Raw genomic sequence first — 26,195 nt, 5'->3', positions numbered from 1 at the left:
GTTCGCCGCGGACCGCCATCTGCCTGCATCGTGCGCCTGAATTCCATCAAGCTGTCCGGCTTCAAGTCCTTCGCCGAGCCCACCAACTTCATGCTGCCGGGGCAACTGGTGGGCGTGGTGGGCCCCAACGGCTGCGGCAAGTCCAACATCATGGATGCGGTGCGCTGGGTGCTGGGCGAGAGCAAGGCCAGCGAGCTGCGCGGCGAGTCCATGCAGGACGTGATCTTCAACGGCACCACGCACCGCAAGCCGGCCAGCCGCTCCAGCGTGGAGCTGGTGTTCGACAACAGTGACCACCGCGCGGGCGGCCAGTGGGGCCAGTTCGGCGAGATCGCCGTCAAGCGCGTGCTCACGCGCGAGGGCAACAGCAGCTACTTCATCAACAACCAGGCCGTGCGCCGCCGCGATGTGCAGGACGTGTTCCTGGGCACGGGCCTGGGCCCGCGCGCCTACGCCATCATCGGCCAGGGCACGATCAGCCGCATCATCGAGTCGCGCCCCGAGGAACTGCGCCTGTTCCTGGAAGAGGCCGCAGGCGTGTCCAAGTACAAGGAGCGCCGGCGCGAGACCGAGAACCGGCTCTCGGCCACCACCGAGAACCTCACGCGCGTGGAAGACATCCTGCGCGAGCTCAACAACAACCTCGACCGGCTGGAAAAGCAGGCCGAGGTGGCGGCCCAGTACAACGCGCTGCAGTCCCAGGTCACGCTCAAGCAGCAGCAGCTGTGGTTCCTCAAGCGCGCCGAGGCCGAGGCCGAGCAGGACCGCGTGCGCGTGGAGGGCCTGCAGGCCGTCAACGAGCTCGAAGAGCGCATGGCCGACATCCGCAACAACGAAAGCGGACTCGAAACCCTGCGCCAGGCCCACTACGACGCCAGCGACCAGGTCAACCAGGCCCAGGCCAAGCTCTACGAATCCACGGCCGAAGTCGGCAAGCTGGAGGCCGAGATCCGCTACGTGCTCGAAGGCCGCCAGCGCGTGCAGCAGCGGCTGCAGCAGCTGTCCGAGCAGGTGCTGCTGTGGAACAGCCGCCGCGAGGAAGCCGAAGCCGAGATCGAGAACCTCGAAGGCGCCGGCATGGACGCCGAGGAACAGGCCGAGATGCTGGCCGCCCAGGTCGAGGAGCAAAGCATGCGCCTGCCCGACCTGGAGGACGCCCTGCGCAATGCCCAGAAGGCCGACACCGACCAGCGCGCCAGCGTGGTCCAGGTGCAGCAGCAGATCCAGGTGCTGGCCGCCGAGCAGCGCAGCCTGGACGAGCAGCGCCGCCAGTTCGAGACCCGCTTCGAGCGCCTGCGCGCCGACCGCAACGCGCTGGAGACGCCCGACGAGGCCCGCCTGAACAATCTGCAGTCCCAGCTGCAAGAGGCGCGCGAACTGGCTGAAATGGCCGATGCCGTGCTCAACGAGCTGCAGGACTCCGTGCCCCAGCTCGACGAGGACCGCCGCACGCGCCAGCAGGCCGTCAACGCCGAGGCCGCGCGCCACGCGGACCTGTCGGCGCGGCTGGAAGCGCTCAAGGCCCTGCAGGAAAAGGTCAAGACAGACGGCAAGCTCCAGCCCTGGCTGGCCAAGCACGGCCTGGACGGCATGCAGGGCCTGTGGAGCCGCATTGCCATCGAGCCCGGCTGGGAAAACGCGCTGGAGGCCGCGCTGCGCGAGCGCCTGGGCGCACTCGAAGTGGGCCGGCTCGACATGGTGCGTGGCTTTCTGGGCTCAGGCGGGCACGATGCGCCGCCCGCGCGCCTGGCCTTCTTCAGCCCCCCGCAAGGCGCACCCGCGCCGGCCGCCGGCCGCTGGCAGCACCTGTCGGACCTGCTGCGCGTGAACGATGCCGGCCTGCGCGCCGTGCTCGGCGACTGGCTGCAGGACTGCTACACGGCGCCCACGCTGGAAGAGGCGCTGTCGCGCCGCAGCGAACTGCGGCCCGGTGAAACCGTCTACGTGCCCACGGGCCATGCCGTCAGCAGCCACAGCGTGAGCTTTTATGCGCAGGACTCGGAGCAATCCGGCCTGCTGGCACGCGCCCAGGAAATCGAGCACCTTGAAAAGGAAGTGCGTGCCCAGGCGCTGATTTCCGATGAATCGCGCACGGCCCTGGTGCGTGCCGAAAGCGCCTATGCCGAGGCCTCGCAGCGCCTGGTCAGCGCCCGGCGCGAGGCCAGCGAATCGCAAAGCCGTGCCCATGAGCTGCAGGTCGAGACCCTGCGCCTGTCGCAACTGGCCGAGCAGGCCCGTGCGCGCAATGCCCAGATCAGCGCCGACCTGGCCGAGGTCGAGGCCCAGTTGTCCGACATCGAGGAGCGCCGCGTGGCGGCCGAGGCCCGCTTCGAGGAACTGGACATGCAACTGGCCGACAGCCAGGAGCGCCATGCCCAGCTCGGCGACAAGGTGCTGGAGTCCGAGCGGCGCCTGAACGAATCGCGCGAGCAGCTGCGCACGCTGGAACGCCAGGCCCAGGAGGCCACGTTCTCGCGCCGCAGCCTGGAAGCGCGCCGGGGCGAACTCAGCCGCACCATAGAGACGGCCAGCCAGCAGGCCCGCTCCCTGGCCGACGAGCAGCAGCGCGCCCAGGACGAACTCACGCGCCTGACCGATGCCGCGGCCCAGGGCGGCCTGCAGGATGCGCTGGATTTGAAGATGCAGCGCGAGCAGGCCGTGGCCGCGCGCCGCAGCGAATATGACGACCTGACCAACAAGCTGCGCGCCAGCGACGAACGCCGCCAGCAACTGGAAAAGGCGCTGGACCCGCTGCGCCAGCGCATCACCGAATTCCAGCTCAAGGAGCAGGCCGCGCGCCTGGGCCTGGAGCAGTACTCCACTTTGCTGGAAGAGGCGGGCGCCGACCTGGCCGCCGTCTCCCAGTCCATTGCCGAGGCCAATGTGCGCATGCACGGCCTGCAGGGTGAGATCGACCGCCTGCACCGCGAGATCGCGGCCCTGGGCGCGGTCAACCTGGCGGCGCTGGACGAGTTGAAGCTGGCGCGCGAGCGCAAGACCTTCCTCGACGCGCAGACCGAGGACCTGACCCTGGCCATGAACACGCTGGAAGATGCCATCCGCAAGATCGACGCCGAAACGCGCGAGCTGCTGTCGGGCACCTTCGAGACCGTGAACGGGCATTTCGGGCGCATGTTCCCCGAGCTGTTCGGCGGCGGGCAGGCCAAGCTGGTCATCACGGGCGATGAAATCCTGGACTCGGGCGTGCAGGTGATCGCGCAGCCGCCCGGCAAGAAGAACCAGACGATTCACCTGCTGTCCGGTGGCGAGAAGGCGCTGACCGCGATTGCCCTGGTCTTCGCCATCTTCCAGCTCAACCCGGCCCCGTTCTGTCTGCTGGACGAGGTGGACGCGCCGCTGGACGATGCCAACACCGAGCGCTATGCCAAGCTGGTGGCCAGCATGAGCAAGAGCACGCAGTTCCTGTTCATCAGCCACAACAAGATCGCCATGGAAATGGCACAGCAGCTCATCGGCGTGACCATGCAGGAGCAGGGCGTGTCCCGCATCGTGGCCGTGGACATGGAGTCCGCGCTGTCCATGGCTGAGCTATCCTGAGCATGTCCGCAACCTTTCAAACCCCTTTGCTGGAACGACGTTTCATTCCTTCATTCCATGAGTAACCTGCAAATCAGTCTGGCCGTCCTGGGCTTTGTGGTGCTGGCCCTGATCATTGCCTACAACAGCTGGTCCGCGCGCCGCAATGCACCCAAGCGCGCCGACCCCGTCGATGAAGCGCAGCGCGATCCCTCGCGCCATGAGCCCGGCATGGACACCGTGGGCCACGGCCCGGACCTGACGCACAGCCTGCGCGAGCCCGTGCTGGGCGACTTCGGCACCGCCGCGCCGGGCCAGAGCCCTGCCTCCGCAGACCGCTTTGCCGAAACCGACGCCGAGCTGGCCCATCTGGTCCAGCTCGAAGAGCAGCAGCGCCAGGCCGCGGCCCAGGCTGCGCTGGCGGCCAAGGCCGCCCAGGCAGTGCAGTCCGCGCAGGCAGCCCATGCCCTGCAGGCGGGCGAAGACGCCAGCGCTTCGGCACCCGCATCTGAATCTGTGTCCGCGCCTGCGGCGTCCCCGTCGGCACCGCAGTCCATCGAGCCTTCCCTCAACGACGCGGCCCTGACCAGCGCGGCCGCCAGCCGCCCGGGCCTGGATGCGCTGATCGACGCCATTGCCCCCGTGCAGGTCGGCCAGGCCGTGCCCGGCGAACTGGCGCTGCAGGCCCAGCCCGCCACGCGGCGCGCGGGCAACAAGCCCTTTGCGATCGAGGGCATGAACCAGTCCACCCACCAGTGGGAGCCGCTGCAGCCCGGCCAGCGCTACCTGGGCTTCCAGGCCGGCGTGCAGTTGGCCAACCGCACGGGTGCGCTCAACGAGATCGAGTTCTCCGAGTTCGTTGCCAAGGTGCAGCGCTTTGCCGACGCGCTGGGCGCCACGCCCGACGTGCCCGACATGCTGCAGGAAGTGGCGCGAGCGCGCGAACTCGACCAGTTCGCCAGCGAGCACGACGCCCAGCTCACCTTCATGCTGCGCGCACGCCAGGCCTCCTGGAGCGCGGGCTACGTGCAGCAGAACGCATCGCGCCAGGGCTTCCTGCCGGGCTCCATGCCCGGGCGCATGGCCCTGCCTTCGCCCACGCCAGGCATGCCGCCGGTGCTGGTGCTCAACTACGACCCGCAGGCGGCGATGGCCGACGACCTGGACACCTCGGTGGTGCGCGAGTTCCTGCTGAGCCTGGACGTGCCCCAGGTGCCGCGCGGCGAGCAGGCCTTCGTGCAGCTGCGCCAGGTGGCCGAGCGCCTGTGCCAGACCATGGACGGCGTGCTCTGCGACCAGAACGGCTACCTGCTGCCGGCCATGGCGCTGGACCCCATCCAGCACGACCTGGAACATCTCTATGACAAGCTCGACAGCCGCGAGCTGTCGGCGGGCTCCATGCTGGCGCGGCGACTGTTCAGCTGACGCGGCGCGGTGCCCCTGGTGCACAACAGGCTCCTGGCCTCAACCCCATGAATGACAATCTGGATCTTTTCTCCGGCGCAGCCCCCGCGGCGCCGGAGTCCGGGGCCGCCCCCGACAAGGTGCTGGCCAAGGTGCAGGCGCTGCGCGCCCAGCTCAACCAATGGGCGCATGAGTACTACGTGCTGGACACGCCCACCGTGCCCGACGGCGAGTACGACCGCGTCTTCCAGCAACTGCAGGCGCTGGAAGGTGCCTATCCCGAACTGGTCACGCCGGACTCGCCCACGCAGCGCGTGATCGGCGCCGTGCTCGACGGCCTGATGCCCGTGCGCCATGCCGTGCCCATGCTCAGCATCCGCACCGAGACCGACAACGAGGCCACGGGTGCCGAGGCCTTCGACGCACGCATCCGCAAGGAGCTGGAACTGGCCGAAGGCGCGCCGCCCGTGGAGTACGTGGCCGAGCCCAAGTTCGACGGCCTGGCCATGAACCTGCGCTACGAGAACGGCCGCCTGGTGCAGGCCACCACGCGCGGCGACGGCGAGGTGGGCGAGGACGTCACCCACAACATCCGCACCATCCGCAAGATTCCGCTGTCACTGCCCGAAGGCAAGGGCGTGCCGCCCGTGGTCGAGGTGCGCGGCGAGGTCTACATGGGCCGCGCCGACTTCGTCAAGCTCAACGAGCGCCAGCAGGCCGCCGGCGGCAAGAGCTTTGCCAATCCGCGCAATGCGGCCGCAGGCTCGGTGCGCCAGCTGGACTCGGGCATTGCGGCGCAGCGCCCGCTGTCCTTCTTCGCCTATGGCCTGGGCGAGATCACGCCGGCTGCCCAGGGCGGCCCCGACTTCGTCACCCACTACGCCATGCTGCAGACGCTGCGCGACTGGGGCTTTCCGGTGGCGCCCCAGGTCTGCATCGCCAAGGGCGCAGCCGAGCTGGTGGCCTTCCACCAGCGCATGGGCGCCGAGCGCGCCACGCTGCCCTACGAGATCGACGGCGTGGTCTACAAGGTCAACAGCCTGGCCCAGCAGCGCCAGCTGGGCTTTGTCTCGCGCGAGCCGCGCTGGGCCGTGGCCCACAAGTACCCGGCCGAGGAAATGCCCACGCGCATGGAAGGCATCGACATACAGGTCGGCCGCACGGGCAAGCTCACGCCCGTGGCGCGCCTGGCCCCCGTGGCGGTGGGCGGCGTCATCGTCACCAATGCCACGCTGCACAACCTGTTCGAGATCCGCAAAAAGCGCGTGCGCACGGGCGACACCGTGGTCGTGCGCCGCGCCGGTGACGTGATCCCCGAAGTCGTGGGCCGCGTGCCCGGCGACCGGCCGGCCTATGTGCCCAACTTCCGCATGCCCGCTGCATGCCCCATCTGCGGCAGCGCCGTGGCGCGGCCCAAGGGCGAGGCCAACCACCGCTGCACTGGCGGCCTGTTCTGCCCGGCGCAGCGCAAGGAGGCCATCCTGCACTTTGCCGCGCGGCGCGCCATGGACATCGAGGGCCTGGGCGACAAGCTCGTGGACCAGTTGGTGGACGGCCACGTGGTGCGCACGCTGCCCGATCTCTACCGCCTGGGCCTGGTGGCCCTGGCATCGCTGGACCGCATGGCCGAGAAGTCGGCCCAGAACGTGCTGGACGCGCTGGAAAAATCCAAGAAGACCACGCTGTCGCGGTTCCTCTTCGGCCTGGGCATCCGCCAGGTGGGCGAGTCCACGGCCAAGGACCTGGCCCGCCACTTCGGCCAGCTGGACGCCATCATGGACGCCAGCGTCGAGCAACTGCTGCAGGTGCGCGACGTGGGGCCCATCGTGGCCGAGAGCATCCACACCTTCTTCGCCCAGCCCCATAACCGCGAGGTGGTCGAGCAACTGCGTGCCTGCGGCGTGCACTGGGAGGAGGGCGCGGCGCGCGAGCAGACCGCCCAGCCGCTGGCCGGCATGACCGTGGTGCTCACGGGAACGCTGCCCACGCTGGGCCGCGACCAGGCCAAGGAGATGCTGGAGGCCGCGGGCGCCAAGGTCTCCGGCTCGGTCAGCAAGAAGACCAGCTATGTGGTGGCCGGCGCCGAGGCCGGCAGCAAGCTGGCCAAGGCCGAGGAACTGGGCGTGACCGTGCTGGACGAGGCCGGCATGCTGGCGCTGCTGGCAGGCGGGGACCGCTGATGGCGCTGAGTCCGCGCAAACCCGTGGTCGGGCTGGCGCTGGGCAGCGGGTCGGCGCGTGGCTGGGCGCATTTCGGCGTGCTGCGCGCGCTGGAGGATGCGGGCCTGAGGCCCGACATCATCTGCGGCTCGTCCATCGGCGCCCTGGTCGGTGCCTCCTATGCGGCTGGCGAGATGCAGCGCTTCGAGGAATGGGTGCTGGGACTGGGCATGCGCAAGGTGTTCGGTTTCATGGACTTCAACATCACGGGCGGCATGCTCAAGGGCGAGAAGCTGATCGCGTTCTGGCGCGAGCACTTCGTGGACTCGGCCATCGAGGACCTGAAGATTCCCTTCGGCGCCGTGGCCACCGACCTGCATTCGGGCGCGGAGGTCTGGCTGCGCAAGGGCTCCATCGCCGATGCCGTGCGTGCCTCCATCGCGCTGCCTGGCCTGTTCACGCCCGTGCAGCGCGAGGGGCGGCTGCTGGTCGATGGCGGCATCGTCAACCCCGTGCCCGCCTCGCTGGCGCGCGCCATGGGCGCGGACATCGTGATCGCGGTCGATCTCAATGCCGACATCATGCGGCGCCACATGCGGCCGCTGGTTCCCTCCGCCGCCATGGCTGCCGCGCCGCCGCTGGAGGAAGCGCCGCCCGCCGTGGAGCAGGGCGTGGCGCCCGAAGACCTGGCGGGCCAGGCCAGTGCCGTGGCCGGCACGGCCTGGGTGCGCAGGCTGCAGCGCGGCGTGATGGGGTGGATGCCCGGCCACCACCGCGACGAGGCAGGCCGCGAGACCGAGCCGCCGCCCCGTCCGCCCTCGCTGCTGGACGTGGTGATGACCAGCGTCAACATCATGCAGATGCGCATCACGCGCAGCCGCATGGCCGGCGACCCGCCCGAGCTGGTGATCGCGCCGCGCCTGTCCCACCTGGGCCTGCTGGACTTCCACCGCGCGCGCGAGGCCATCGACGAAGGCTACGAGGCAGCGCAGGCCGCGTTGCCGGGCCTGCGGCACTGGGGCCTTTGAGGCGTTACAGGCGCGGCACACCCGACAGGCCCGGCGCGCCCGACATGCCCATAGGCCCGACAGGCCCGGGCTACGCCGCCTCTCTTTCCACGCTGACCGCATTGCGGTCGGCATTGGCCGCGGCAACGCGCGAAGGCTGCAGCCTGCGCATCAGCGCGGCGGGGTCCAGGCACTGGATCAGCGGCAGGCCCGAATCGGCATGCACCAGCTTGCGCACCAGGGCCGTCGCGGTGTCGGCCGCGTTCAGCATGGGCGAATCCACCAGCGCGCTGGCTGGCAGCCGGTGCACGCCCTGCAGCGCGCTGACCAGCAGGCCCACGCGCAGGCCGCCATGCTGGACCACGATGACCTGTGACTGCTCGGTGACCACGCCGGGCTGGCCCTGCAGCAGCGCGGCCAGGTCGAACACCCAGACATAGCCGCTGACGCTGCCCTGGCTGCGCCGTGCCAGCGCGCCCACGCAAAACGGCAGCCGTCCTGCCGCCACGGGCGAGATGGCGCTGGCGGGCAGCGCCTCGCAGACATCGCCCGCGCGCAGGGCCAGCAGGCTGGCGCCCACGTAGAAGCTGGCCAGTTCCACAGGCGCGTCGCCGCTGCCATGCGCTGCGCGCCCGTGCCCGTGCGTAGCGGGCCGGGCGCCATCCAGCCGGGTGGCCGACGCCAGGCGCAGCGCGCGGTTGCGCGCATCGGCATGCACGGGGCCCAGCCGCTGCAGGCTCAGGCTGACGAGGCCTGCCAGTGTGTCGTCCGTTGCGCTTTCTTTTGCATCGCGTGCCGCGCCCTGGTCCAGCCGGAACTCGCGGTAGCCGCGCCCGGCGGCCATGCCGACGATGCAGTAGTGGCCTTCGATCTCCTCGATGCTGCTGCGCACCTCGCCATCGGCCAGCGATGCCAAGCCGGCCACGCCTGCGATGCAGCTGCCCAGCGGGCGCCCGCCATGGCTGGCAGCGACGATGCGCCCGTCACGCGCCACGTAGAAGGCTTCCATCGGCAGGCGCGGCAGGCCGCTGTCTTCGGGATCGGTGGCTGCAGCGTGCTCTGCCGTTGCCGCCTGCTCTGGCGCTGCGGCCTGCAGCATGGCCTGCAGCTCGCGCCGCGTGTGGAACAGCAGGGCGATGCCGCCGATGACGGGGCCCTGATCGCCGCCGTGTGCATGTCCGTGCGCCTGTTCACTCCCAGGCGATGGCGCACGCAGCGCGGCATGGTAGACATGGACGGGCAGGCCTCCGTCGTCCATCTCCTGCACGTGGTAGGCCTGGGCATCGCGCAGCAGCACGGTGGCCTGCAGGGCCGATGCCTGCACGCGCGTGCCGGGAGCCAGGGGCAGGCCGGCTTCGTCCTCATGGCTGCAGGCCAGCACCAGGCCCTGGGCGTCGTACAGCGCAATGCGCGCATAGACGGTGTACAGCGCATTGAGCTGCTCCAGCAGCCGCTGCGCGCTGTCGTGGGCCTGTACCGACAGGGCCAGGCAGCCGCTGTTGTCCTCCAGCACCTTTTGCAGGCCGGGCGTCAGGGCCCACCAGCGGCAGTCGTTGGCACGTTCATAGAGATTGCGCTCCAGCAGGTCCATCAGCAGCCGGTTCAGCGTGCTGTGCTCCTGCAGCCGGGTGGACAGCGCGGTCTCGTGCAGGCCGTGAATGGCGCGTGTGAACACGGCATGGGTCAGGTCGCCGGTCTCGCCCATCTGCTCCAGCACGGCCTGCAGCGGGTCCGGGTGGGCCGTGCCCTGCACCGGGGACTCCGGCGCCTGGCTGGCAGCCAGCACCTGGCCATTCCAGACCACGCGGCGTATATCGTCGGCCGCGCGGGCCATGGCGTGCAGCGGCGGGCAAAAGCCGCGCGCCTGGGCCATCAGCCCCTCGGCAATGGCCGGCTCCAGCGCCTGCAGCACCTGCGGTCTTTGCTGCGCGGCGAAGGCCAGGTCCAGCGGTGCCATTACCTGGGTCTGCCAGCCCTGCGGCCCCGCATAGCCCTGGTAGGGCAGGGCGCGCGCCGTGCGCACCAGGTAGGTGCGGCCTGCATGGATCAGCGGCTGCACGGCATCACCATGGTGCATGGGCACGCGGCTGCCGGGGGCTATCCAGTGGGCGTCGCTGCTGGCGATGACCAGTCCGCCCTCGTCCAGCAGCAGCCCCACCTGGGCGCGCGGCCCGCCCGAGGCAAAGATGGCCTGCATCTCGGCGGCGAAGTCGAAGCTCAGGCACAGCACGCCGAGCACCGCCATGGTGCGTGGGTGCAGCAGGCGCTGCGCGTAGATCAGGCGGTCAGCGCCGGGCAGCACGCAACTGGCGCCGAAATGGCTGACATGGCCGGCCTGCTGCAGGGACTGCTGGAACCAGGCCTCGGCACAGGGCGGTGGCGGCTTGCGGCCTGCCTGCGCCTGGGCACGTGCGCAGACCTGGCCTTGCGTGTCCAGCAGCAGGATGTCGTCATACACCGTGTACTTGGCTCGGTAGCTCTGGAGGTGGGCCTGCAAGTGCGCCTGCAGCGGTGCCTGCCATGCGCGCAGACCGCCGGCCGCCATGTCGGGCAGGCCGCAGTCATCGCCATCGCCATCGTCAAGCCGGGCCATGGCCTCGCACAGCACGGTATCGGCGGCGAGAAAGCCGACATCGGCCGTGCGCTCGTACAGGCTTCGCACCAGCAGGTCGATGGCATGGGCGGACTGCATGCCCAGCTGGGCCATGGCCTCCTGCGCGGACTGCGCCAGCTGCGACTGCAGCAGGCCTTGCTCCAGCTGCTCCAGTCCCTGGCGCGTGTCGGTGAGCATGGACACCAGGGCCTGCCCCTGCTGCGATGCCTGCATGCGGGCCGAGGCTTCGATGAGCCGCCACATGAGCCGTATTTCGCGCAGGTCGGCGGCGTTGCGGTTGAGTTCCCGCAGGTGGGGAAGAATCAGGTCGGTTGGCAGGGATGTGGCCATGGAGCGCTCCGCAGTCAGGTTCAGGCTGGGTGAAACCCGCTTTCCCCGATCAGGGAAAAGCCTGATGCAACGAGCAAGAAGGAGGCCAGCTTGTGACTAAATGTGTCTGCAAGGTGACACAGGGATGACAACCCCCCTCCACACCCCATCCACGGCCCCACCCGCAGCCCCATCGGCGCCACGCCGGGGCATGGCCTGGCGTCACCGGGGTGCGTCCGGCACTGCCGTGCAGCACGGTGGTGCCGGACGGCGGTGCATGCGCCTACAGGCTCAGGTCGATGGAGTGCACGCGGTGCGCGTCAAGCAGGCCTGCCGCACGATCCTCGAAGTAGCGCTCCAGCGTCACGCGCACGGTGCGAAAGGCCAGTTCCTCCCAGGGAATCTCGGCCTCGGCAAAGAGGCGGGCCTCCATGGTCTCGGGGCCTGGATAGAACTGCTCGCTGCGCAGGCGGGCGCGGTAGAACAGGTGGACCTGGCTGACCTTGGGCACGTCAACGATGGAAAACAGCGGCCCCATCTCGATGTCGGCACCGGCTTCCTCATCGGTCTCGCGCTGGGCGCCGCGCGCCGTGGTCTCGGCCAGTTCCATGAAGCCAGCAGGCAGGGTCCACAGGCCCCGGCGCGGCTCGATGTTGCGCTTGCACAGCAGCACGCGGCCGTCGTCGGTGACGGGGATGGTGCCGACCACGTTCAGCGGATTCTCGTAATGGATGGTGTGGCAGTGCGGGCACACGGCGCGTTCGCGCGTGTCGCCATCGTCGGGAATGCGGTAGACCACGGCCGTGCCGCAGGCTCGGCAGAACTTGATGGGGCTGCGAAAAATCATGCCGACACCATGGAAGTGAAAGCGCCGCCGGACGGAAGGCATGAAGGCTTTCCGTGCGGCGGACTGTGGGTTCAGAAAAACGAAGGCCGGCAGGCCGGGGAGCGCGCTCCCCGCTGCCTTGCCGGCCTGTCGCCAGGCACAGGGATCTCAGGCGATCTTGACGCTCAAGGGGCTCAGGCCATCAATGCGGCCTTCCAGCAGGTCACCGCGCACCACGGCGGCCACGCCTTCGGGCGTGCCCGTCATGATCAGGTCGCCGGGCTGCAGTTCCCAGGCGGCCGACAGGTGCTCGATGGTCTCGGCAATGTTCCAGATCAGCTTGCCGATGTCGCTGCGCTGGCGGTCGGCGCCATTGACCTGCAGCGAGATCATGGCCTTGGCGATGTCGCCGGCCTCGGCTGCCGGGGTGATGGGACCGATGGGCGCGGCATGCTCGAAAGCCTTGCCGATGCACCAGGGGCGACCCTGCTTCTTCATGTCGTTCTGCAGGTCGCGGCGCGTCATGTCCAGGCCCACGGCGTAGCCCCAGATGTAGTCCAGCGCGTCGGCGGCCAGGATGTTCTTGCCCGCCTTGCCGATGGCCACGACGAGCTCGATCTCGTGGTGCAGGTTGGAGGTCAGCGTGGGGTAGGGCATGGTGCCCGTGGTGCCGGCCTCGACGGGCACGATGGCGTCGGCAGGCTTGAGGAAGAAGAAGGGCGGCTCGCGGCCGGTGAAGCCCATCTCCTTGGCGTGCTCTTCGTAGTTGCGGCCCACGCAGTAGATGCGGTGCACGGGAAAACGCTCGGGGCGGCCCAGGACGGGTACGCTGGCCACGGCGGGCGGGTTGAAAACGTAGCTCATGTCGGTGTTCCTCTGGCGCCTTGTCTCGTGGGCGCCGCCGCAAGTGTGCCATGCCTGTGGCCCCGCAGCGGGGCAACGCGATGGCCGGATGAGCCGGAACAGACCCCGGGCCGCACGGTATGCTTTGCGGTCTATGAAGCTCCACACCTACTTCCGCTCGTCGGCCTCCTACCGCGTGCGCATTGCGCTGCAGATCAAGGGCCTGGACTATGAATCCGTACCCGTGCACCTGCTGCGCGGCGACCACAGGGCGCCGGCCTATGCCCAGCATGTCGGCGATGCGCTGGTGCCGGCGCTGGAAACCGAGGACGGCCACTGGCTGACCCAGTCCATGGCCATCATCGAATATCTCGATGAGACCCATGCCGAAATACCGCTGCTGCCGCGCGACGCCCTGGGCCGTGCCCATGTGCGCGCGCTGGCCCAGATGGTGGCCTGCGAGATCCATCCGCTCAACAACCTGCGCGTGCTCAAGTACCTGGTGCGCAACCTGGGTGTCTCCGACGAGGCCAAGAGCGGCTGGTACGTGCATTGGGTGCGCTCCGGCCTGGAAGCCTTCGAGCGCCAGCTGGACCTGCTGGCCGCCGAGCGCGAGGCCGCAGGCCTGGCGCCTTCGCTGTTTTGCTGGGGCGACACGCCCACGCTGGCCGACTGCTGCCTGGTGCCGCAGATCTTCAACGGCCGCCGCTTCAACGTGAGCCTGGACGGCCTGCCACGCCTGGCGGCCATCGTCGATCGCTGCGAGGCGCTGCCGGCCTTCCAGAAGGCCCATCCCTCGGCCTGCCCCGACGCGGAATGAGCGCGGCCCGGCCTGACTCCATCCCTGGCGCCATCCCCGCATCCTGGCTGGTGCCCGAGTGGCCCGCGCCGCCCGGCGTGCACGCGCTGTGCACCTCCCGCGAAGGCGGCGTCAGCACGGCGCCCTGGGGCAGCCTGAACCTGGGCGACCATGTGGGCGATGACCCGCAGGCCGTGCGCACCAACCGCCAGCGGCTGCAGGCGATCGTGCGTGCCCATACGCCGGGCGCCTGCGCAGTGTTCCTGCAGCAGGTGCATGGCGTGGATGTGGTGGCCCTGGATGCAGGCAGCGCGCAGGGCCAGGCCTTCGATGCCTGCGTGACCAGCGCCTCGGGCGTGGTCTGCACCATCATGGTGGCAGACTGCCTGCCCGTGCTGTTGGCCCATCGCAGTGGTGCCGTGGTGGGCGCGGCCCATGCGGGCTGGCGCGGGCTGGCGGGCGGGGTGCTGGAGACGCTGTTCGAGCGCTTTGCCGGCCAGATCCAGACACCGCCCGGGCAAGCGGCGCAGCAGACCCTGGCCTGGCTCGGACCCTGCATCGGTCCGCGCTCCTTCGAAGTGGGCGCCGAGGTGCGCGCGGCCTTCATCGCGCATGACGCGGCGGCCGGGGCGCATTTCACCGCCGTGCCGCAAGAGGGCGGGGGCGCACCCAAGTACCTGGCCAACCTGGCCGGGCTTGCGCGCCAGCGCCTGACGGCGCTGGGCATCACCGCCATCTACGGCAATGACGGCGGCGACGCATGGTGCACGGTGCTCAACGGCTCACGGTTCTTTTCGCACCGGCGCGACGCTGCCCGCCTGGGCAGCAGCGGGCGGTTCGCCGCCTGCATCTGGAAGGACTGAGCGCGCCTGCGTGCCGGGGCCGCTCTGCGAGGCCTGCTGCTGCGCCAGCCAGGCCTCGCGCTCGGCCAATTCGCGTGCATGGCGTTTTCGCTTGCGCGCGGGTGTGCCCATGATGTAGATCACGATGGACAGCGGCAGCAGTCCATAGAGTGCGAACGTGATCACGGCGCCGAGTATGCTGCCCGTGGGGCTGGCGGCCTCGGCCACTGCCATCATCAGAGTGACATACAGCCAGGCGATAACAACGAGATACATGGTCGAACCAAAAAAACGAGCGAGGCACGGGTTTTCGTGGAGGTCTGTGCCGGGCAAGGCGGGGCTCGCCTGGGTCACAATCAAAACGGATGCCCCGCAAGCCCCAGGCTATTGCATGGCATCCACGAACAAGGATGCAGCATGAATTTTGACCCACTCGCTGGCCTGTCAGGCCAATCCGTCCAGCAATTCTGGAACGAGCAATGGAGCCGCACGCTGCAGACACTGCAGCAGCTGGGGCAACCAGGCCTTCCGGGAACCCAGGGCATGCCAGGCATGCCGGACATGGCCCAGGCCTGGAAAGCGGCCGTCCCCGAACCCGGCGCCCTGCCCGAGAACGCGCTGTCGCTGGACCCCGAAAAGCTGCTGGAGCTGCAGCGCCAGTACCTGGATGGTGCCAAGGCCATGGCCGAACAGGGCGGTGCCCAGGCGCTGCTGGCCAAGGACAAGCGCTTCAACACCGAATCGTGGGCCGGCAATCCGCTGACGGCGGCCACGGCCGCCACCTATCTGCTCAACAGCCGCATGCTCATGGGCCTGGCCGATGCCGTGCAGGCCGATGACAAGACGCGCAACCGCGTGCGCTTCGCCATCGAGCAATGGCTGGCGGCCATGGCGCCAAGCAACTTCCTGGCACTCAATGCCGAGGCCCAGAAGAAAGCCATCGAAACCCAGGGCGAGAGCCTGGCCCAGGGCGTGGCCAACCTGCTGGCCGACATGCGCCAGGGCCATGTGTCCATGACCGACGAGAGCCTGTTCACCGTGGGCAAGAACGTCGCCACCACCGAAGGCGCCGTGGTGTTCGAGAACGAGCTGTTCCAGCTCATCGAATACAAGCCGCTGACGGACAAGGTGCACGAACGGCCCTTCCTCATGGTGCCGCCCTGCATCAACAAGTTCTACATCCTGGACCTGCAGCCCGACAACTCGCTGATCCGCTACGCCGTCAGCCAGGGCCATCGCACCTTCGTGATGAGCTGGCGCAACCCCGACGAAAGCCTGGCGCGCAAGACCTGGGACAACTACATCGAGGACGGCGTGCTCACCGGCATCCGCGTGGCGCGCGAGATCGCAGGAGCCGAGCAGATCAATGTGCTGGGCTTTTGCGTGGGCGGCACCATGCTGTCCACCGCGCTGGCGGTGCTGCAGGCGCGCCATGACCGCGAGCATGGCGCAGTTGCCGCTCCGGCGGCCAAGGCGCCTGCGGCCAAGCGCGCGGCTGGCAGCCGCAGCGCCGCCCGCACATCCACAGCCCGCGCCACGGCGCCGGCCGGCGTGCCGTTTCCCGTGGCCAGCGTCACGCTGCTGACCACCTTCATCGACTTCAGCGACACCGGCATCCTCGATGTCTTCATCGACGAATCCGTGGTGCGCTTCCGTGAGATGCAGATGGGCGAGGGCGGCCTCATGAAGGGCCAGGACCTGGCGTCCACCTTCAGCTTTCTGCGGCCCAACGACCTGGTCTGGAACTATGTGGTGGGCAACTACCTCAAGGGCGAGACGCCCCCGCCGTTCGACCTGCTGTACTGGAACAGCGACTCCACCAACCTGCCCGGCCCCTACTACGCCTGGTATCTGCGCAACCTCTACCTGGAAAACAAGCTGGCCCAGCCCGGCACGCTGACCGTCTGCGGCGAGCGCATCGACATGCACCAGCTGCGCCTGCCAGCCTATATCTACGGCTCGCGCGAGGACCACATCGTGCCCGTGGGCGGCTCCTATGCGTCCACCCAGGTGCTGGGCGGCGACAAGCGTTTTGTGATGGGCGCATCGGGCCACATCGCGGGCGTGATCAATCCGCCAGCCAAGAAAAAGCGCAGCTACTGGCTGCGCGAGGACGGCCAACTGCCGCCCACGCTCAAGGAGTGGCAGGCCGGCGCCGACGAGTACCCGGGCAGCTGGTGGGCCGACTGGAGCCCCTGGCTGGCCGAGCACGGCGGCAAGCTGGTCGCAGCGCCAAAGCAGTACGGCAAAGGCAGGGAATACACAGCCATCGAGCCGGCCCCGGGCCGCTACGTACTGGTCAAGGCCTGAGGCACAATCGTTTCGATGCTGCAGTGCAATAACGCTGCGGCTTGAATGCAGGGTGCCGCTGCCGCGACTGCGGCAATGTGCGCCCGGGCATCCCTTCAAGAGTCCAAAGAAAGGTCCGTCATCATGGAAGACATCGTCATCGTTTCCGCTGTCCGTACTGCCGTTGGCAAGTTTGGCGGCACCCTTGCCAAGATCCCCGCCACCGAACTGGGCTCCATCGTGATCCGCGAGGCACTGAACCGCGCCAAGGTCGGCACCGACCAGGTCGGTGAAGTCATCATGGGCCAGGTGCTGGCCGCTGGCGCAGGCCAGAACCCCGCACGCCAGGCCATGATGAAGGCCGGCGTTGCCAAGGAAACCCCGGCCCTCACCATCAATGCCGTCTGCGGCTCGGGCCTGAAGGCTGTGATGCTGGCAGCCCAGGCCGTGGCCACGGGCGACAGCGAGATCGTCGTGGCCGGCGGCCAGGAGAACATGAGCCTGTCGCCCCACGTGCTGCCGGGCTCGCGCGACGGCCAGCGCATGGGCGACTGGAAGATGGCCGACACCATGATCGTGGACGGCCTGTGGGACGTCTACAACCAGTACCACATGGGCATCACGGCCGAGAACGTGGCTAAGGAAAAGAGCGTCAGCCGCGAGCAGCAGGATGCCCTGGCCCTGGCCAGCCAGCAAAAGGCCACGGCCGCACAGGACGCAGGCAAGTTCGTGGACGAAATCGTTCCCGTCAGCATTCCCCAGCGCAAGGGCGATCCCGTGGTGTTCGCGGCCGATGAGTACATCAACCGCAAGACCAATGCCGACGCCCTGGCAGGCCTGCGCCCGGCCTTCGACAAGGCCGGCTCGGTGACGGCCGGCAACGCCTCGGGCCTGAACGACGGCGCGGCCGCCGTGGTGGTGATGAGCGCCTCCAAGGCCAAGGCCCTGGGCCTGAAGCCGCTGGCACGCATCGTCTCCTACGCCACCAGCGGCCTGGACCCCGCCACCATGGGCCTGGGCCCGGTGTTCGCCTCGCGCAAGGCGCTGGAGCGTGCGGGCTGGACAGCGCAGGACGTGGACCTGTTCGAGCTGAACGAAGCCTTTGCGGCCCAGGCCTGTGCGGTGAACCAGGAGCTGGGCATCGACCCCGCCAAGGTCAACGTCAACGGCGGCGCCATTGCCATCGGCCACCCCATCGGCGCATCGGGCGCGCGCATCCTGGTCACCCTGCTGCACGAGATGCAGCGCAGCGGCGCCAAGAAGGGCCTGGCCGGCCTGTGCATCGGCGGCGGCATGGGCGTGGCCATGGCGGTGGAGCGCGTCTGAAAGGCTCAGGGAAAACGTTAGCAAGCTTTCAGGGTAGATCCTAGGCCTGCCTAGGGCCTGCCCGAAGAGAGGCGCAGCGCACGCGCTGCATACTAGCCATACGGGGGTGCCGGACCCAGAGGTTCAGGCACCCTTGGTGATAACCGGAGTCAATGCCCCGGTTGTCGTGGATAGATTGATCTGAAGCAACCATTGATTGACAGGAGAGAAGAATGGCTCAAAAAGTAGCGTATGTCACAGGGGGAATGGGAGGCATCGGAACGGCTATCTGCCAGCGTCTGCACAAGGAAGGCTTCAAGGTCATCGCAGGTTGCGGTCCGTCGCGCGACTTCCAGAAGTGGCTGGACGAGCAAAAGGCGTTGGGATACAACTTCCATGCATCGGTCGGCAATGTGGGCGACTGGGCTTCCACCGTCGAGGCCTTCAGCAAGACCAAGGCCGAGCACGGCAGCATCGATGTGCTGGTCAACAATGCCGGCATCACGCGTGACCGCATGTTCATCAAGATGACGCCGGAAGACTGGCAGGCCGTCATCGAGACCAACCTCAACTCCATGTTCAACGTGACCAAGCAGGTCGTGGGCGACATGGTGGAAAAGGGCTGGGGCCGCATCATCAACATCAGCTCGGTCAATGGTGCCAAGGGCCAGGCCGGGCAGACCAATTACTCGGCCGCCAAGGCGGGCATGCACGGCTTCACCATGGCGCTGGCGCAGGAGATGGCCACCAAGGGTGTGACCGTGAACACCGTGAGCCCCGGCTACATCGGCACCGACATGGTCAAGGCCATCCGTCCCGACGTGCTGGAGAAGATCGTGGGCACCATCCCCGTCAAGCGCCTGGGCGAGCCCAGCGAGATCGCATCGATCATCGCCTGGCTGGCTTCGGAGGAAGGCGGCTATTCCACCGGCGCCGATTTTTCGGTCAACGGTGGCCTGCACATGCATTGAACCTGCAAGGGTTCGCGCTGCAAAGGAGCCTTCGGGCTCCTTTTTTGTTGGGCAGCCCCGCTGCAAATGTCCCAGAAATGACAAAACCCGCTGAAGCGGGTTCTGTGGAAGAGGGGGTCTGCACGGAAGGCCGTCAGACCGGTGGTGTCAGAGACTGGGGCACCGTGTGCGCCAGCCAGCGCCTCAGCGCTTGCGATCGCGTTCGTCTTCGGGCCAGATGGACATGATGGCAGTCGTTTGCATGGAAACTTTCTCCTGTATTGCTCTCTTAACGCGGGCCAGATTCAGCTGGTTGACAGGTTTTTTAAAAAATTTTCGAAGGAAGTCGAAACTTTTTTGTGACCCGGTTTTCAGGCGTTGCGGGGGCCGCGCTTGCGGTCACGGTCATCCCATGGCCAGACAGCTTGGGCCAGCGCAGCGGCTGCAAAGCGGGTCTGCAGGGCGGTGTGGGAAAAGATGTCGGTCATGTGCAATCACTCCTTTGTTGCGTGTTCAACGCGGGCAAGTGGCTGCAGGTTGACTCAGGGATTGCCCCAGGACGCAAGCAATTGCAAGCCCGGAGGTGGTGATCTGTCAGTTTGAAGACAGATTTCTGGCGCGGTGAGAAAAAATCCGTTTCCTGACAGAGGCTTACTGATGTGGCGGGCCAAGGCCGATGCTGTTACGCCTCGTTGCCCGCAATGCGTGGGCACAGGTCAACCTGGGGTGAAAACGTCCATCAGGCAAAAATCAGGGTCACAGCAGGCGCGTCGTCCACGATGTAGCCGCGGTACATGCCGGCGCTGTTGAAGGGGCAGTGCACGCGTCCCTGGCTGTCCACGGCCACCACGCCGCCCTGGCCACCGATGTGTGTCAGCGTGCCCCGCACTGCGGCGTCGGCTGCGAGTTCCAGGCTTTGCCCCAGGTAGCGCATGCGCGCATGGATGTCGTGCGCGATGGCTGCGCGCAGGAAATGCTCGCCGGTTCCGGTGGCCGCCACGGCGCAGGTGGTGCTGTCGGCGTAGAAACCTGCGCCCACCACGGGCGTGTCGCCCACGCGCCCGGGGCGCTTGTTGGTCAGCCCGCCGGTGGATGCCGCGGCGGCCAGGTTGCCATGCACATCGCGCGCCACGGCGCCGACCGTGCCCATCTTGCCGTTCTCGTTCAGCGGAGCAGGGTGCGCCGCCAGTCCGCTGGCGTCGTGGTCCAGCAGCGCGGTCTGGCCGGATTGCGCCTGCACCCGGCGCAGCTGTGCCAGGCGCTCGGCAGAGTCGAAGTAGCCTGCTTCCATCCGCGCCAGCCCGCGTTCATCGGCAAACCGTTGCGCCCCCTCGCCGACCAGGAGCACGCACTGGCCGTCGTCAAGAACATGCCGTGCCAGCGCAATCGGATTGCGCACCTGGCTGACGGAGGCGACTGCGCCGGCCCGCAGGTTGCTGCCGTCCATCAGGCCGGCGTCCATCTCGTGGCGCGCGTCGCGCGTGTAGACGGAGCCGCGCCCGGCATTGAACAGCGGGCAGTCTTCCAGGGACTGGCACGCGGCCTGGACGGCGTCCAGCGCGCTGGCGCCGTGCCGCAGCAGGGCGGCGCCCGCCTCCAGCGCCTGGGCCAGCGCGGCGTGGTAGGGGGCCTCGTCGGCCTGGCCCTGGATGACGGTGCCTGCGCCGCCGTGCACGGCAATGGAAAATTTTCGGGAGTTCTGGGACATGTTCATTGGAGTGCGTAGCGCGATTCCAGGAAGCGGCCATAGCGGGCGATGCCCAGGCCGATGAGCAGGTAGACGGCACAGACCACCATGTACATCTCCACGAAGTACGCAATCCAGTGGGGGTCGCTCATGGCCATCTTCAGGGAGCCAGTGATGTCGTAGATATTCACGATCGCCACCAGGGAGGTGTCCTTCACCGCGCCGATGAAGTTGCTCACCGTGGGCGCGATGGTCACGCGCAGTGCCTGCGGCAGGACCACGTGGCGCAGCACCTGCACCCTGGTGAAACCCATGGCCTGGGCCGCCATGACCTGGCCCTGGGGCACGGCCTGCAGCCCGCCGCGAAACACCTCGGCCAGATAGGCGGCACTGAAGGCCGCCAGGCAGACGGCGATGCGGACCATGGGGTCCACCCGCCATTGCGCGGGCACCAGCATGGGCAGCACGAAGGCCCCGAAGAACAGCAGTGTGATCAGGGGTACGCCGCGCACGGTCTCGATGAAGCCCGTGCACAGGATGCGGATCAAGGGCAGGCTGGAGCGCCGGCCCAGCGCCAGCAGAATGCCCAGCGGAACGCCGGTCAGGCAGGCGATCACTGCAAGGAACAGGGTCAGCGGCAGGCCGCCCCACAGATCGCTGGGCACGGGTGCCAGGCCGGCCACACCGCCCGCCATCAGCACGCCAAAGCCGGCCAACCCGGCCAGCAGCATTGCCATGCCGGCGCGGCCGAAGAAGCGCGGCAGTGCCGCCACCCCCACGCTGCCCAGCAGCAGCAGGCTGGCGGCGACGGGGCGCCACTGTTCGGCCATGGGGTAGCGCCCCAGGAACACCAGACGGTACTTGTCGCGCACCACGCCCCAGCAGGCGCCGGCCGCAGCGCGGCATGTGTCGGGGTTGGCTGCGGTTTCGGCGTCGAGCAGGCCCCAGGCCAGCAGCTTCCAGCCCGCCCACAGCGCGGCCAGCAGCAGCGTGGCGGTGATGAGCCCGGAGAGCGCATCCGGAAACAGGCTGGCGCGCAGGCGCTGCGCCAGCGGAACCCGGGGCGGGGCCACCGGCAGGGCCGGTGCGCGGAGTACGGCACTCATGGGCAGGTCTTTCCCGGCTAGCGTGTGATGAAGGCACTGCGCTGGTTGAAGGCATTCAATGCCAGCGAGGTCAGCAGGTTGATGGCCAGGTAGACCACCGCGATGATGGTCACGCACTCGATGGCCTGGCCGGTCTGGCTCATGGCGGTGTTGGCGACCATCACCACGTCGGGGTAGCCGATGGCCACGGCCAGCGAGGAGTTCTTGATGGTGCTGAGCGCCAGGTTGGTATAGGGCGGAATGATCACCCGCAGGGCCTGCGGCAGCACGACCAGGCGTAGCTGCTGGCCACGGCGCATGCCCAGGGCCGAGGCGGCATTCCATTGCCCGCGCGGCACGGCCTGCAGACCGGCGCGCACGATTTCCGCGCAATAGGCGGCGGCATACAGGCCCAGGGCTCCTACCAGGGCCAGGTATTCCGGCGTCAGCGCCAGTCCTCCGTCGATGCCGAACATGCCCGGCTGCGGCGAGCTCCAGTGCCAGCCCGCCGCGCTGTCGTACACCGGGCCGGGCAGGGCCAGCCCCGCCTTGCTCAGAAAGCCCATGGGGCCGATGGCCAGAGGCTGGTCCACATCGGGCAGCAGCGAAGTCAGCGCGAAATACCACAGCAGCACCTGCACCAGCAGCGGGATGTTGCGCGCCACATCGACATAGAGGCGCACGGCTCCGCGCAGCAGCGGATGCCTTGCCACGGCGGCCACGCCCAGCAGCAGGCCCAGCACGGTGGCCAGCACGAGCGCGGGCACGGCGGCGCGAACCGTGTTGGCCACGCCGGCCGCGACCGCACGCAGGTAGCTGTCGCCGGGCTCGTAGGGAAGCAGCCCTTCGGAGATGGAAAAGCCGGCCGTCTGCTCCAGAAAGCCGAAGCCCCCGGCAATGCCGCGCGCGGCCATGTTGCGGCTGGCGTTGTGCGCCAGCCAGCCCAGCAGCAATATCAGCAGCCAGCCGATGGCAAGCTGCAAGGCCAGCCGGCCCCAGCGCGGCCGGGTGGGGGCCGGTGGCTGCCGTGCCCCGGCGTCGATGGCATTCACGGCTTTCGCAGCATCTACAGCGTTCGCGGCATTCATGGCAGGGTGCCCTCGGCGCGTCAGTTCATCGGCGGCGACATCATCAGGCCGCCCTTGGTGAACAGCGCGTTCTTGCCGCGCGGGACGTTCAATCCGGACTTGGCGCCCAGGTTGCGCTCATAGCTCTCGCCATAGTTGCCCACGGCCTTGACGATGCGCAGCGCCCATTCCTTGTCCAGCCCCAGCTGCTTGCCCAGGTCGTCGCTCTGGCCCAGGAAACGCTTGACCTGGATGCTGTCGGAGCGGGTCTTGAGCTCGTCGGCATTGGCCTGGGTGATGCCCAGTTCCTCGGCCTCGATCATGGCGTTGAGTGTCCAGCGCACGACGGCGAACCATTCGTCGTCACCGCGTCGCACGGCCGGGCCGGCCGGCTCCTTGGAGATGACTTCGGGCAGGATCACGTAGTCGTCGGGGTTGGCCAGCTCCTTGCCGCGCAGCACGGCCAAGGCGCCGAGGTCGCCTGTATAGGCCTGGCAGCGTCCGCTGCTGAAGGCCTGCAGGGCGGCTTCGGGGTTGTCGAACACCACCGCCTTGTAGTTGAGCTTGTGGGCGCGAAAGTACTCCGACAGGGTCTTTTCCGTGGTGGATCCGCTGATCACGCAGATGGTGGCGCCAGAGAGTTGCTTGACGCTGTTCAGGCCGGGCTTCTTCCTGGCCATGAAGCCCTGGCCGTCGTGGAAATTGACGCCCGCCCACATCAGGCCCAGGCCGTTGTCGCGCGTGAAGGTCCAGGTGGTGTTGCGTGCCAGCAGATCGATCTCGCCGGACTGCAGCGCCGTGATGCGTGTCTGGCCGCTGGTGGGAATGAACTTGACCTTGCTGGCGTCACCCAGGGTGGCTGCAGCCACGGCACGGCACAGATCCACGTCCAGCCCGGACCAGTTGCCGCTGCCGTCGGCGAGCGCAAAGCCTGCGCGCCCCGTGTGCACGCCGCAGGCCACGGCGCCGCGCTGCTTGATGCCGTCCAGCGTCTTGCCAGCGTGGGCCGGCGCGGCAGCGAGTGTGAAGAGGGCGGCCATCGATGCAAGCGCAAAGCGCAGACGGGCAGGGGCGTTCATGGTGAATCCTTTCCAGCGGGATGAGGGGCCTGGGGTTGCGGCTTGGTTGCCGCCGGCGAAGCGGTATCGGCGTCCGGAGTCAGGTAGGGAAGCACCGACTCGGACAGTTCGACCAGGCTGCGCACGGCCTGGGGCGTGGCGCGGATGACCTGGGTGGCCAGTGCCTCGACCATGGCCATGGCCGCCATTGGCGATGAAGGCAGCAGGGGATGCGAGGCGGGCGCCAGCAGCGTGTAGTCGGCCTCGCGGGCCAGCGGACTCGTGGCCTCGTCGGTGATGGCGATGGTCAGGGCGCCCCGCTGGCGTGCGTGCGCCGTCAGCGCGACGGCTTCGCGCGAGTAGCGCGGCAGGGAAATGGCGATCAGCACGTCCTGCTCCGTCAGCCCTGTCATGCGGCGCACCGCCTGTTCCGATCCGCCTGCGGAGGTCACTTCCACCACCTGCGGCAGATAGGGTTGCAGCACGTCGGCGCCAAAGGCCGCCACATGGTGGGAGCTGCCGAACCCCATGAAGAGCACACGGCGGGCGCGGCAGATGCGCTGGGCCAGTTGGTCGAGCAGGCCGGGGTCGCAGGCCTGCGCAGCCGCCTGCAGGTTGCGCTGCGTGTGCCCGAAGGCCTGCTCGCCCATGGTGCCCACGGCGCCTGCCGTGGCGGCTTCGGGCCCATGCGCCGCGCGCAGTTTGTTCACTGGTTCCAGGGCCTGCTGCAGCTGGCGGCCCAGGTGCAGGCGCAAATCGGCAAAGCCTTCGTAGCCGGCGTGCTTGGCGAAGCGGTTGACGGCAGCCAGGGAGCCACCGCAGGCATTGGCCACTTCCTCGGCGCTCAGCGTGACGGCCAGCACCGGATGCGCGGCCATCCAGCGGCCTACCCGGGCGACGGCGGGCGAGCCATCGACGCTGGCGCGCAGCAGTTCCTGTACGGCGGGTTGGGGGTGGAGTTCCATGAATGAATGAAAGTGAATGGTCTCTTTCATTCATTATTTTTTAAGAATGAAATCTTTCATTCAGGAGAAACCCTGAATCAAACGATCCATGTGTTCCGCTGGCTGCGGGGGAGTGGGGGGAGTGGGGGGAGTGGGGGGAGTGCGGGGGCGTGAGGGGAGTGGGGGGAGGGCGGGGCCTCAGGGGCGCACTTGGGCGGAGCCGAAGTGGCGCGCCGTCTTCACGCGGGACGACGCTTGTGGCAGGCGGTCCCATGGGACCGCCTGGTTTTCGAGAACGACTGGAATCAGTCGGAAATCGCGGCCGACAGCTGCTCGATCCGCTCGCTCAGTTCCAGCCAGCGCTCTTCCAGGCTGTCGATCTCGTCGTTGCAGGCCTTGAGGCTGCGGCCCGTCTCGGCCATGTCGGCGGGCGAGATGGGCTGGCTCAGCAGGCCTTCGAGCCGCGTGCGCTCGGCCTGCAACTGGGGCAGGCGCTTGTCCAGCTGTTCCAGTTCCTTCTTGAACGGCCGGGTCTTCTCGGCCATCTGCTGGCGGGCCAGGGCGGCCAGGCGCCGTTGCTCGCGCTGGTCTCCGGCACTGGCGGCCGGCGGCGTGGACGGGGCAGCGGGGGCCGGGGCCAGCGCAGCAGCCACGGGGGCCTGCACTGCAGGTGCTGCATGTGCTGCAGGCTCCACCTGAGCTGCCGCCTTGCTGGTGGCCGCAGCCGCCTGTTCGGCCTTGCGGGCCTCTTCGCGCAGGCGGCGGGATTCTTCCAGCAGGTAGCGCTGGTAGTCGTCCAGGTCGCCGTCGAAGGGGCCGACCACGCCACGGCCGACCAGCCAGAAGTCCTCGCAGACCGAGCGCAGCAGCGCGCGGTCGTGGCTGACCAGCATGACGGTGCCGTCGAAGTCGTTGATCGCCATGGCCAGGGCCTCGCGCGTGGCCAGGTCCAGGTGGTTGGTGGGCTCGTCCAGCAGCAGCAGGTTGGGGCGCTGCCAGACGATCATGGCCAGCACCAGGCGGGCCTTTTCGCCGCCGCTCATGCTGCCCACGGCCTGCTTGACCATGTCGCCGCTGAAGTTGAACGTGCCCAGGTAGCTGCGCAGGTCCTGCTCGCGGGCCTGCGGGCCGGTAGCGCCGGTGTCCCGTGCCAGGCGGATCATGTGCTCCATGGGATTCTCGCCGGGGCGCAGCACATCCAGTTCCTGCTGGGCGAAGTAGCCGATGTTCAGGCCCTTGCCTTCGGTCACGGTGCCGGCCAGCGCCTTCATCTCGCGCGCAATGGTCTTGACCAGGGTGGACTTGCCCTGGCCGTTGGCGCCCAGGATACCGATGCGCTGGCCCGCCAGCACCGAGCGGTTGACGCCGCGCAGGATGGTGGTCGCCTGGCCTTCGTCGTCCAGGTAGCCGAATGCGGCGTCCGTGATGGCCAGCATGGGGTTGGGCAGGTTGGCCGGCGGCTTGAACTCG

General features: G+C 68.3%; 19 protein-coding genes. 9 read left to right on the top strand and 10 right to left on the bottom strand.

Annotated elements, in window-relative coordinates; all coding sequences use genetic code 11:
* Positions 1-30: 30 nt before the first annotated feature.
* Genes smc through JHD82_RS13845 form a run of 4 tightly spaced genes read left to right on the top strand, consistent with a single transcriptional unit; the run spans position 31 to position 8,128 of the window.
* On the top strand, positions 31-3,558 hold the full coding sequence (gene smc / locus JHD82_RS13860; RefSeq protein WP_199137001.1) for a chromosome segregation protein SMC: 3,528 nt from the start codon (positions 31-33) through the stop codon (positions 3,556-3,558).
* Positions 3,559-3,615: 57 nt separating this feature from the next.
* On the top strand, positions 3,616-4,962 hold the full coding sequence (locus tag JHD82_RS13855) for a cell division protein ZipA C-terminal FtsZ-binding domain-containing protein (protein WP_097202467.1): 1,347 nt from the start codon (positions 3,616-3,618) through the stop codon (positions 4,960-4,962).
* A 47-nt stretch (positions 4,963-5,009) separates the two neighbouring features.
* Complete coding sequence (gene ligA, locus JHD82_RS13850; protein WP_012205426.1) at positions 5,010-7,121, top strand: NAD-dependent DNA ligase LigA; 2,112 nt, start codon at positions 5,010-5,012, stop codon at positions 7,119-7,121.
* Positions 7,121-8,128 (top strand): patatin-like phospholipase family protein, encoded by a 1,008-nt coding sequence (locus tag JHD82_RS13845; RefSeq protein WP_012205427.1) that lies wholly within the window; start codon positions 7,121-7,123, stop codon positions 8,126-8,128. Before ligA ends, JHD82_RS13845 begins: the two co-directional genes overlap by 1 nt.
* A gap of 70 nt (positions 8,129-8,198) precedes the next feature.
* Here the strand turns inward: JHD82_RS13845 and JHD82_RS13840 are convergent, their stop codons facing one another.
* From JHD82_RS13840 to JHD82_RS13830, 3 genes are all read right to left on the bottom strand, one after another.
* Positions 8,199-11,051 (bottom strand): chemotaxis protein CheW, encoded by a 2,853-nt coding sequence (locus JHD82_RS13840; protein ID WP_199136999.1) that lies wholly within the window; start codon positions 11,049-11,051, stop codon positions 8,199-8,201.
* Between the two features lie 262 nt (positions 11,052-11,313).
* Positions 11,314-11,877 (bottom strand): NUDIX hydrolase, encoded by a 564-nt coding sequence (locus tag JHD82_RS13835; RefSeq protein ID WP_012205429.1) that lies wholly within the window; start codon positions 11,875-11,877, stop codon positions 11,314-11,316.
* A 147-nt stretch (positions 11,878-12,024) separates the two neighbouring features.
* A complete protein-coding gene (locus JHD82_RS13830) occupies positions 12,025-12,720 on the bottom strand; it encodes a fumarylacetoacetate hydrolase family protein (protein WP_012205430.1) in 696 nt (231 codons plus the stop codon).
* Positions 12,721-12,853: 133 nt separating this feature from the next.
* Here JHD82_RS13830 and maiA point away from each other — a divergent pair, with 133 nt between their 5' ends.
* On the top strand, positions 12,854-13,519 hold the full coding sequence (gene maiA, locus JHD82_RS13825; RefSeq protein ID WP_013802559.1) for a maleylacetoacetate isomerase: 666 nt from the start codon (positions 12,854-12,856) through the stop codon (positions 13,517-13,519).
* Positions 13,516-14,361 carry a peptidoglycan editing factor PgeF gene (pgeF, locus tag JHD82_RS13820; protein WP_199136997.1) on the top strand — a complete coding sequence of 282 codons (846 nt, stop codon included), beginning with the start codon at positions 13,516-13,518 and terminating at the stop codon, positions 14,359-14,361. The genes maiA and pgeF overlap by 4 nt, the downstream gene beginning before the upstream one ends.
* Here pgeF and JHD82_RS13815 read toward each other — a convergent pair.
* Positions 14,281-14,616 carry a hypothetical protein gene (locus tag JHD82_RS13815; protein ID WP_013802557.1) on the bottom strand — a complete coding sequence of 112 codons (336 nt, stop codon included), beginning with the start codon at positions 14,614-14,616 and terminating at the stop codon, positions 14,281-14,283. The two genes, pgeF and JHD82_RS13815, sit on opposite strands and share 81 nt — an antisense overlap.
* A 141-nt stretch (positions 14,617-14,757) precedes the next feature.
* Between JHD82_RS13815 and JHD82_RS13810 the strand changes: the two genes are divergently transcribed.
* The 3 genes from JHD82_RS13810 (at position 14,758) to phbB (ending at position 18,905) form a co-directional block, all read left to right on the top strand.
* A complete protein-coding gene (locus JHD82_RS13810) occupies positions 14,758-16,650 on the top strand; it encodes an alpha/beta hydrolase (protein WP_199136995.1) in 1,893 nt (630 codons plus the stop codon).
* A gap of 123 nt (positions 16,651-16,773) precedes the next feature.
* Positions 16,774-17,955, top strand: coding sequence for an acetyl-CoA C-acetyltransferase (locus JHD82_RS13805; protein ID WP_012205435.1), 1,182 nt, complete (start codon positions 16,774-16,776; stop codon positions 17,953-17,955).
* Between the two features lie 212 nt (positions 17,956-18,167).
* Positions 18,168-18,905: an acetoacetyl-CoA reductase gene (phbB, locus tag JHD82_RS13800; protein ID WP_012205436.1), complete on the top strand. Its 738-nt coding sequence runs from the start codon at positions 18,168-18,170 to the stop codon at positions 18,903-18,905.
* Between the two features lie 718 nt (positions 18,906-19,623).
* Here the strand turns inward: phbB and JHD82_RS13795 are convergent.
* The 6 genes from JHD82_RS13795 to JHD82_RS13770 all read right to left on the bottom strand — a co-directional run.
* Positions 19,624-20,598: an isoaspartyl peptidase/L-asparaginase family protein gene (locus tag JHD82_RS13795; protein WP_199136993.1), complete on the bottom strand. Its 975-nt coding sequence runs from the start codon at positions 20,596-20,598 to the stop codon at positions 19,624-19,626.
* Positions 20,595-21,677 carry an amino acid ABC transporter permease gene (locus tag JHD82_RS13790; RefSeq protein ID WP_199136991.1) on the bottom strand — a complete coding sequence of 361 codons (1,083 nt, stop codon included), beginning with the start codon at positions 21,675-21,677 and terminating at the stop codon, positions 20,595-20,597. The genes JHD82_RS13795 and JHD82_RS13790 overlap by 4 nt, the downstream gene beginning before the upstream one ends.
* Before the next feature lie 17 nt (positions 21,678-21,694).
* Positions 21,695-22,744 (bottom strand): ABC transporter permease subunit, encoded by a 1,050-nt coding sequence (locus JHD82_RS13785; RefSeq protein ID WP_199136989.1) that lies wholly within the window; start codon positions 22,742-22,744, stop codon positions 21,695-21,697.
* A 20-nt stretch (positions 22,745-22,764) separates the two neighbouring features.
* On the bottom strand, positions 22,765-23,802 hold the full coding sequence (locus JHD82_RS13780) for an amino acid ABC transporter substrate-binding protein (protein ID WP_199136988.1): 1,038 nt from the start codon (positions 23,800-23,802) through the stop codon (positions 22,765-22,767).
* Positions 23,799-24,746, bottom strand: a complete 948-nt coding sequence (locus JHD82_RS13775) for a MurR/RpiR family transcriptional regulator (RefSeq protein WP_233174731.1) — start codon at positions 24,744-24,746, stop codon at positions 23,799-23,801. Before JHD82_RS13775 ends, JHD82_RS13780 begins: the two co-directional genes overlap by 4 nt.
* A gap of 284 nt (positions 24,747-25,030) precedes the next feature.
* Positions 25,031-26,195 (bottom strand): ATP-binding cassette domain-containing protein (locus tag JHD82_RS13770; protein ID WP_199136986.1); only part of this gene is annotated, 1,165 nt, incomplete at its 5' end.

This window comes from Delftia sp. ASV31 (assembly GCF_016428765.1).
Classification (GTDB): Bacteria; Pseudomonadota; Gammaproteobacteria; order Burkholderiales; family Burkholderiaceae_C; genus Comamonas; species Comamonas acidovorans.
The sequence above is the reverse complement of the archived record's forward strand: the minus strand, read 5'-3'. Positions and strand labels throughout refer to the sequence as shown.

Excerpts from the sequence above, each read along its gene's own strand:
- JHD82_RS13855 (WP_097202467.1), top strand. The coding sequence starts at position 3,616 with ATGAGTAACCTGCAAATCAGTCTGGCCGTCCTGGGCTTTGTGGTGCTG.
- JHD82_RS13785 (WP_199136989.1), bottom strand. The coding sequence starts at position 22,744 with ATGAATGCCGCGAACGCTGTAGATGCTGCGAAAGCCGTGAATGCCATC.
- JHD82_RS13790 (WP_199136991.1), bottom strand. The coding sequence starts at position 21,677 with ATGAGTGCCGTACTCCGCGCACCGGCCCTGCCGGTGGCCCCGCCCCGG.
- JHD82_RS13805 (WP_012205435.1), top strand. The coding sequence starts at position 16,774 with ATGGAAGACATCGTCATCGTTTCCGCTGTCCGTACTGCCGTTGGCAAG.
- JHD82_RS13815 (WP_013802557.1), bottom strand. The coding sequence starts at position 14,616 with ATGTATCTCGTTGTTATCGCCTGGCTGTATGTCACTCTGATGATGGCA.
- phbB (WP_012205436.1), top strand. The coding sequence starts at position 18,168 with ATGGCTCAAAAAGTAGCGTATGTCACAGGGGGAATGGGAGGCATCGGA.
- pgeF (WP_199136997.1), top strand. The coding sequence starts at position 13,516 with ATGAGCGCGGCCCGGCCTGACTCCATCCCTGGCGCCATCCCCGCATCC.
- JHD82_RS13835 (WP_012205429.1), bottom strand. The coding sequence starts at position 11,877 with ATGATTTTTCGCAGCCCCATCAAGTTCTGCCGAGCCTGCGGCACGGCC.
- JHD82_RS13775 (WP_233174731.1), bottom strand. The coding sequence starts at position 24,746 with ATGGAACTCCACCCCCAACCCGCCGTACAGGAACTGCTGCGCGCCAGC.
- JHD82_RS13780 (WP_199136988.1), bottom strand. The coding sequence starts at position 23,802 with ATGAACGCCCCTGCCCGTCTGCGCTTTGCGCTTGCATCGATGGCCGCC.
- maiA (WP_013802559.1), top strand. The coding sequence starts at position 12,854 with ATGAAGCTCCACACCTACTTCCGCTCGTCGGCCTCCTACCGCGTGCGC.
- JHD82_RS13830 (WP_012205430.1), bottom strand. The coding sequence starts at position 12,720 with ATGAGCTACGTTTTCAACCCGCCCGCCGTGGCCAGCGTACCCGTCCTG.
- JHD82_RS13845 (WP_012205427.1), top strand. The coding sequence starts at position 7,121 with ATGGCGCTGAGTCCGCGCAAACCCGTGGTCGGGCTGGCGCTGGGCAGC.
- JHD82_RS13840 (WP_199136999.1), bottom strand. The coding sequence starts at position 11,051 with ATGGCCACATCCCTGCCAACCGACCTGATTCTTCCCCACCTGCGGGAA.
- JHD82_RS13810 (WP_199136995.1), top strand. The coding sequence starts at position 14,758 with ATGAATTTTGACCCACTCGCTGGCCTGTCAGGCCAATCCGTCCAGCAA.
- ligA (WP_012205426.1), top strand. The coding sequence starts at position 5,010 with ATGAATGACAATCTGGATCTTTTCTCCGGCGCAGCCCCCGCGGCGCCG.
- JHD82_RS13795 (WP_199136993.1), bottom strand. The coding sequence starts at position 20,598 with ATGAACATGTCCCAGAACTCCCGAAAATTTTCCATTGCCGTGCACGGC.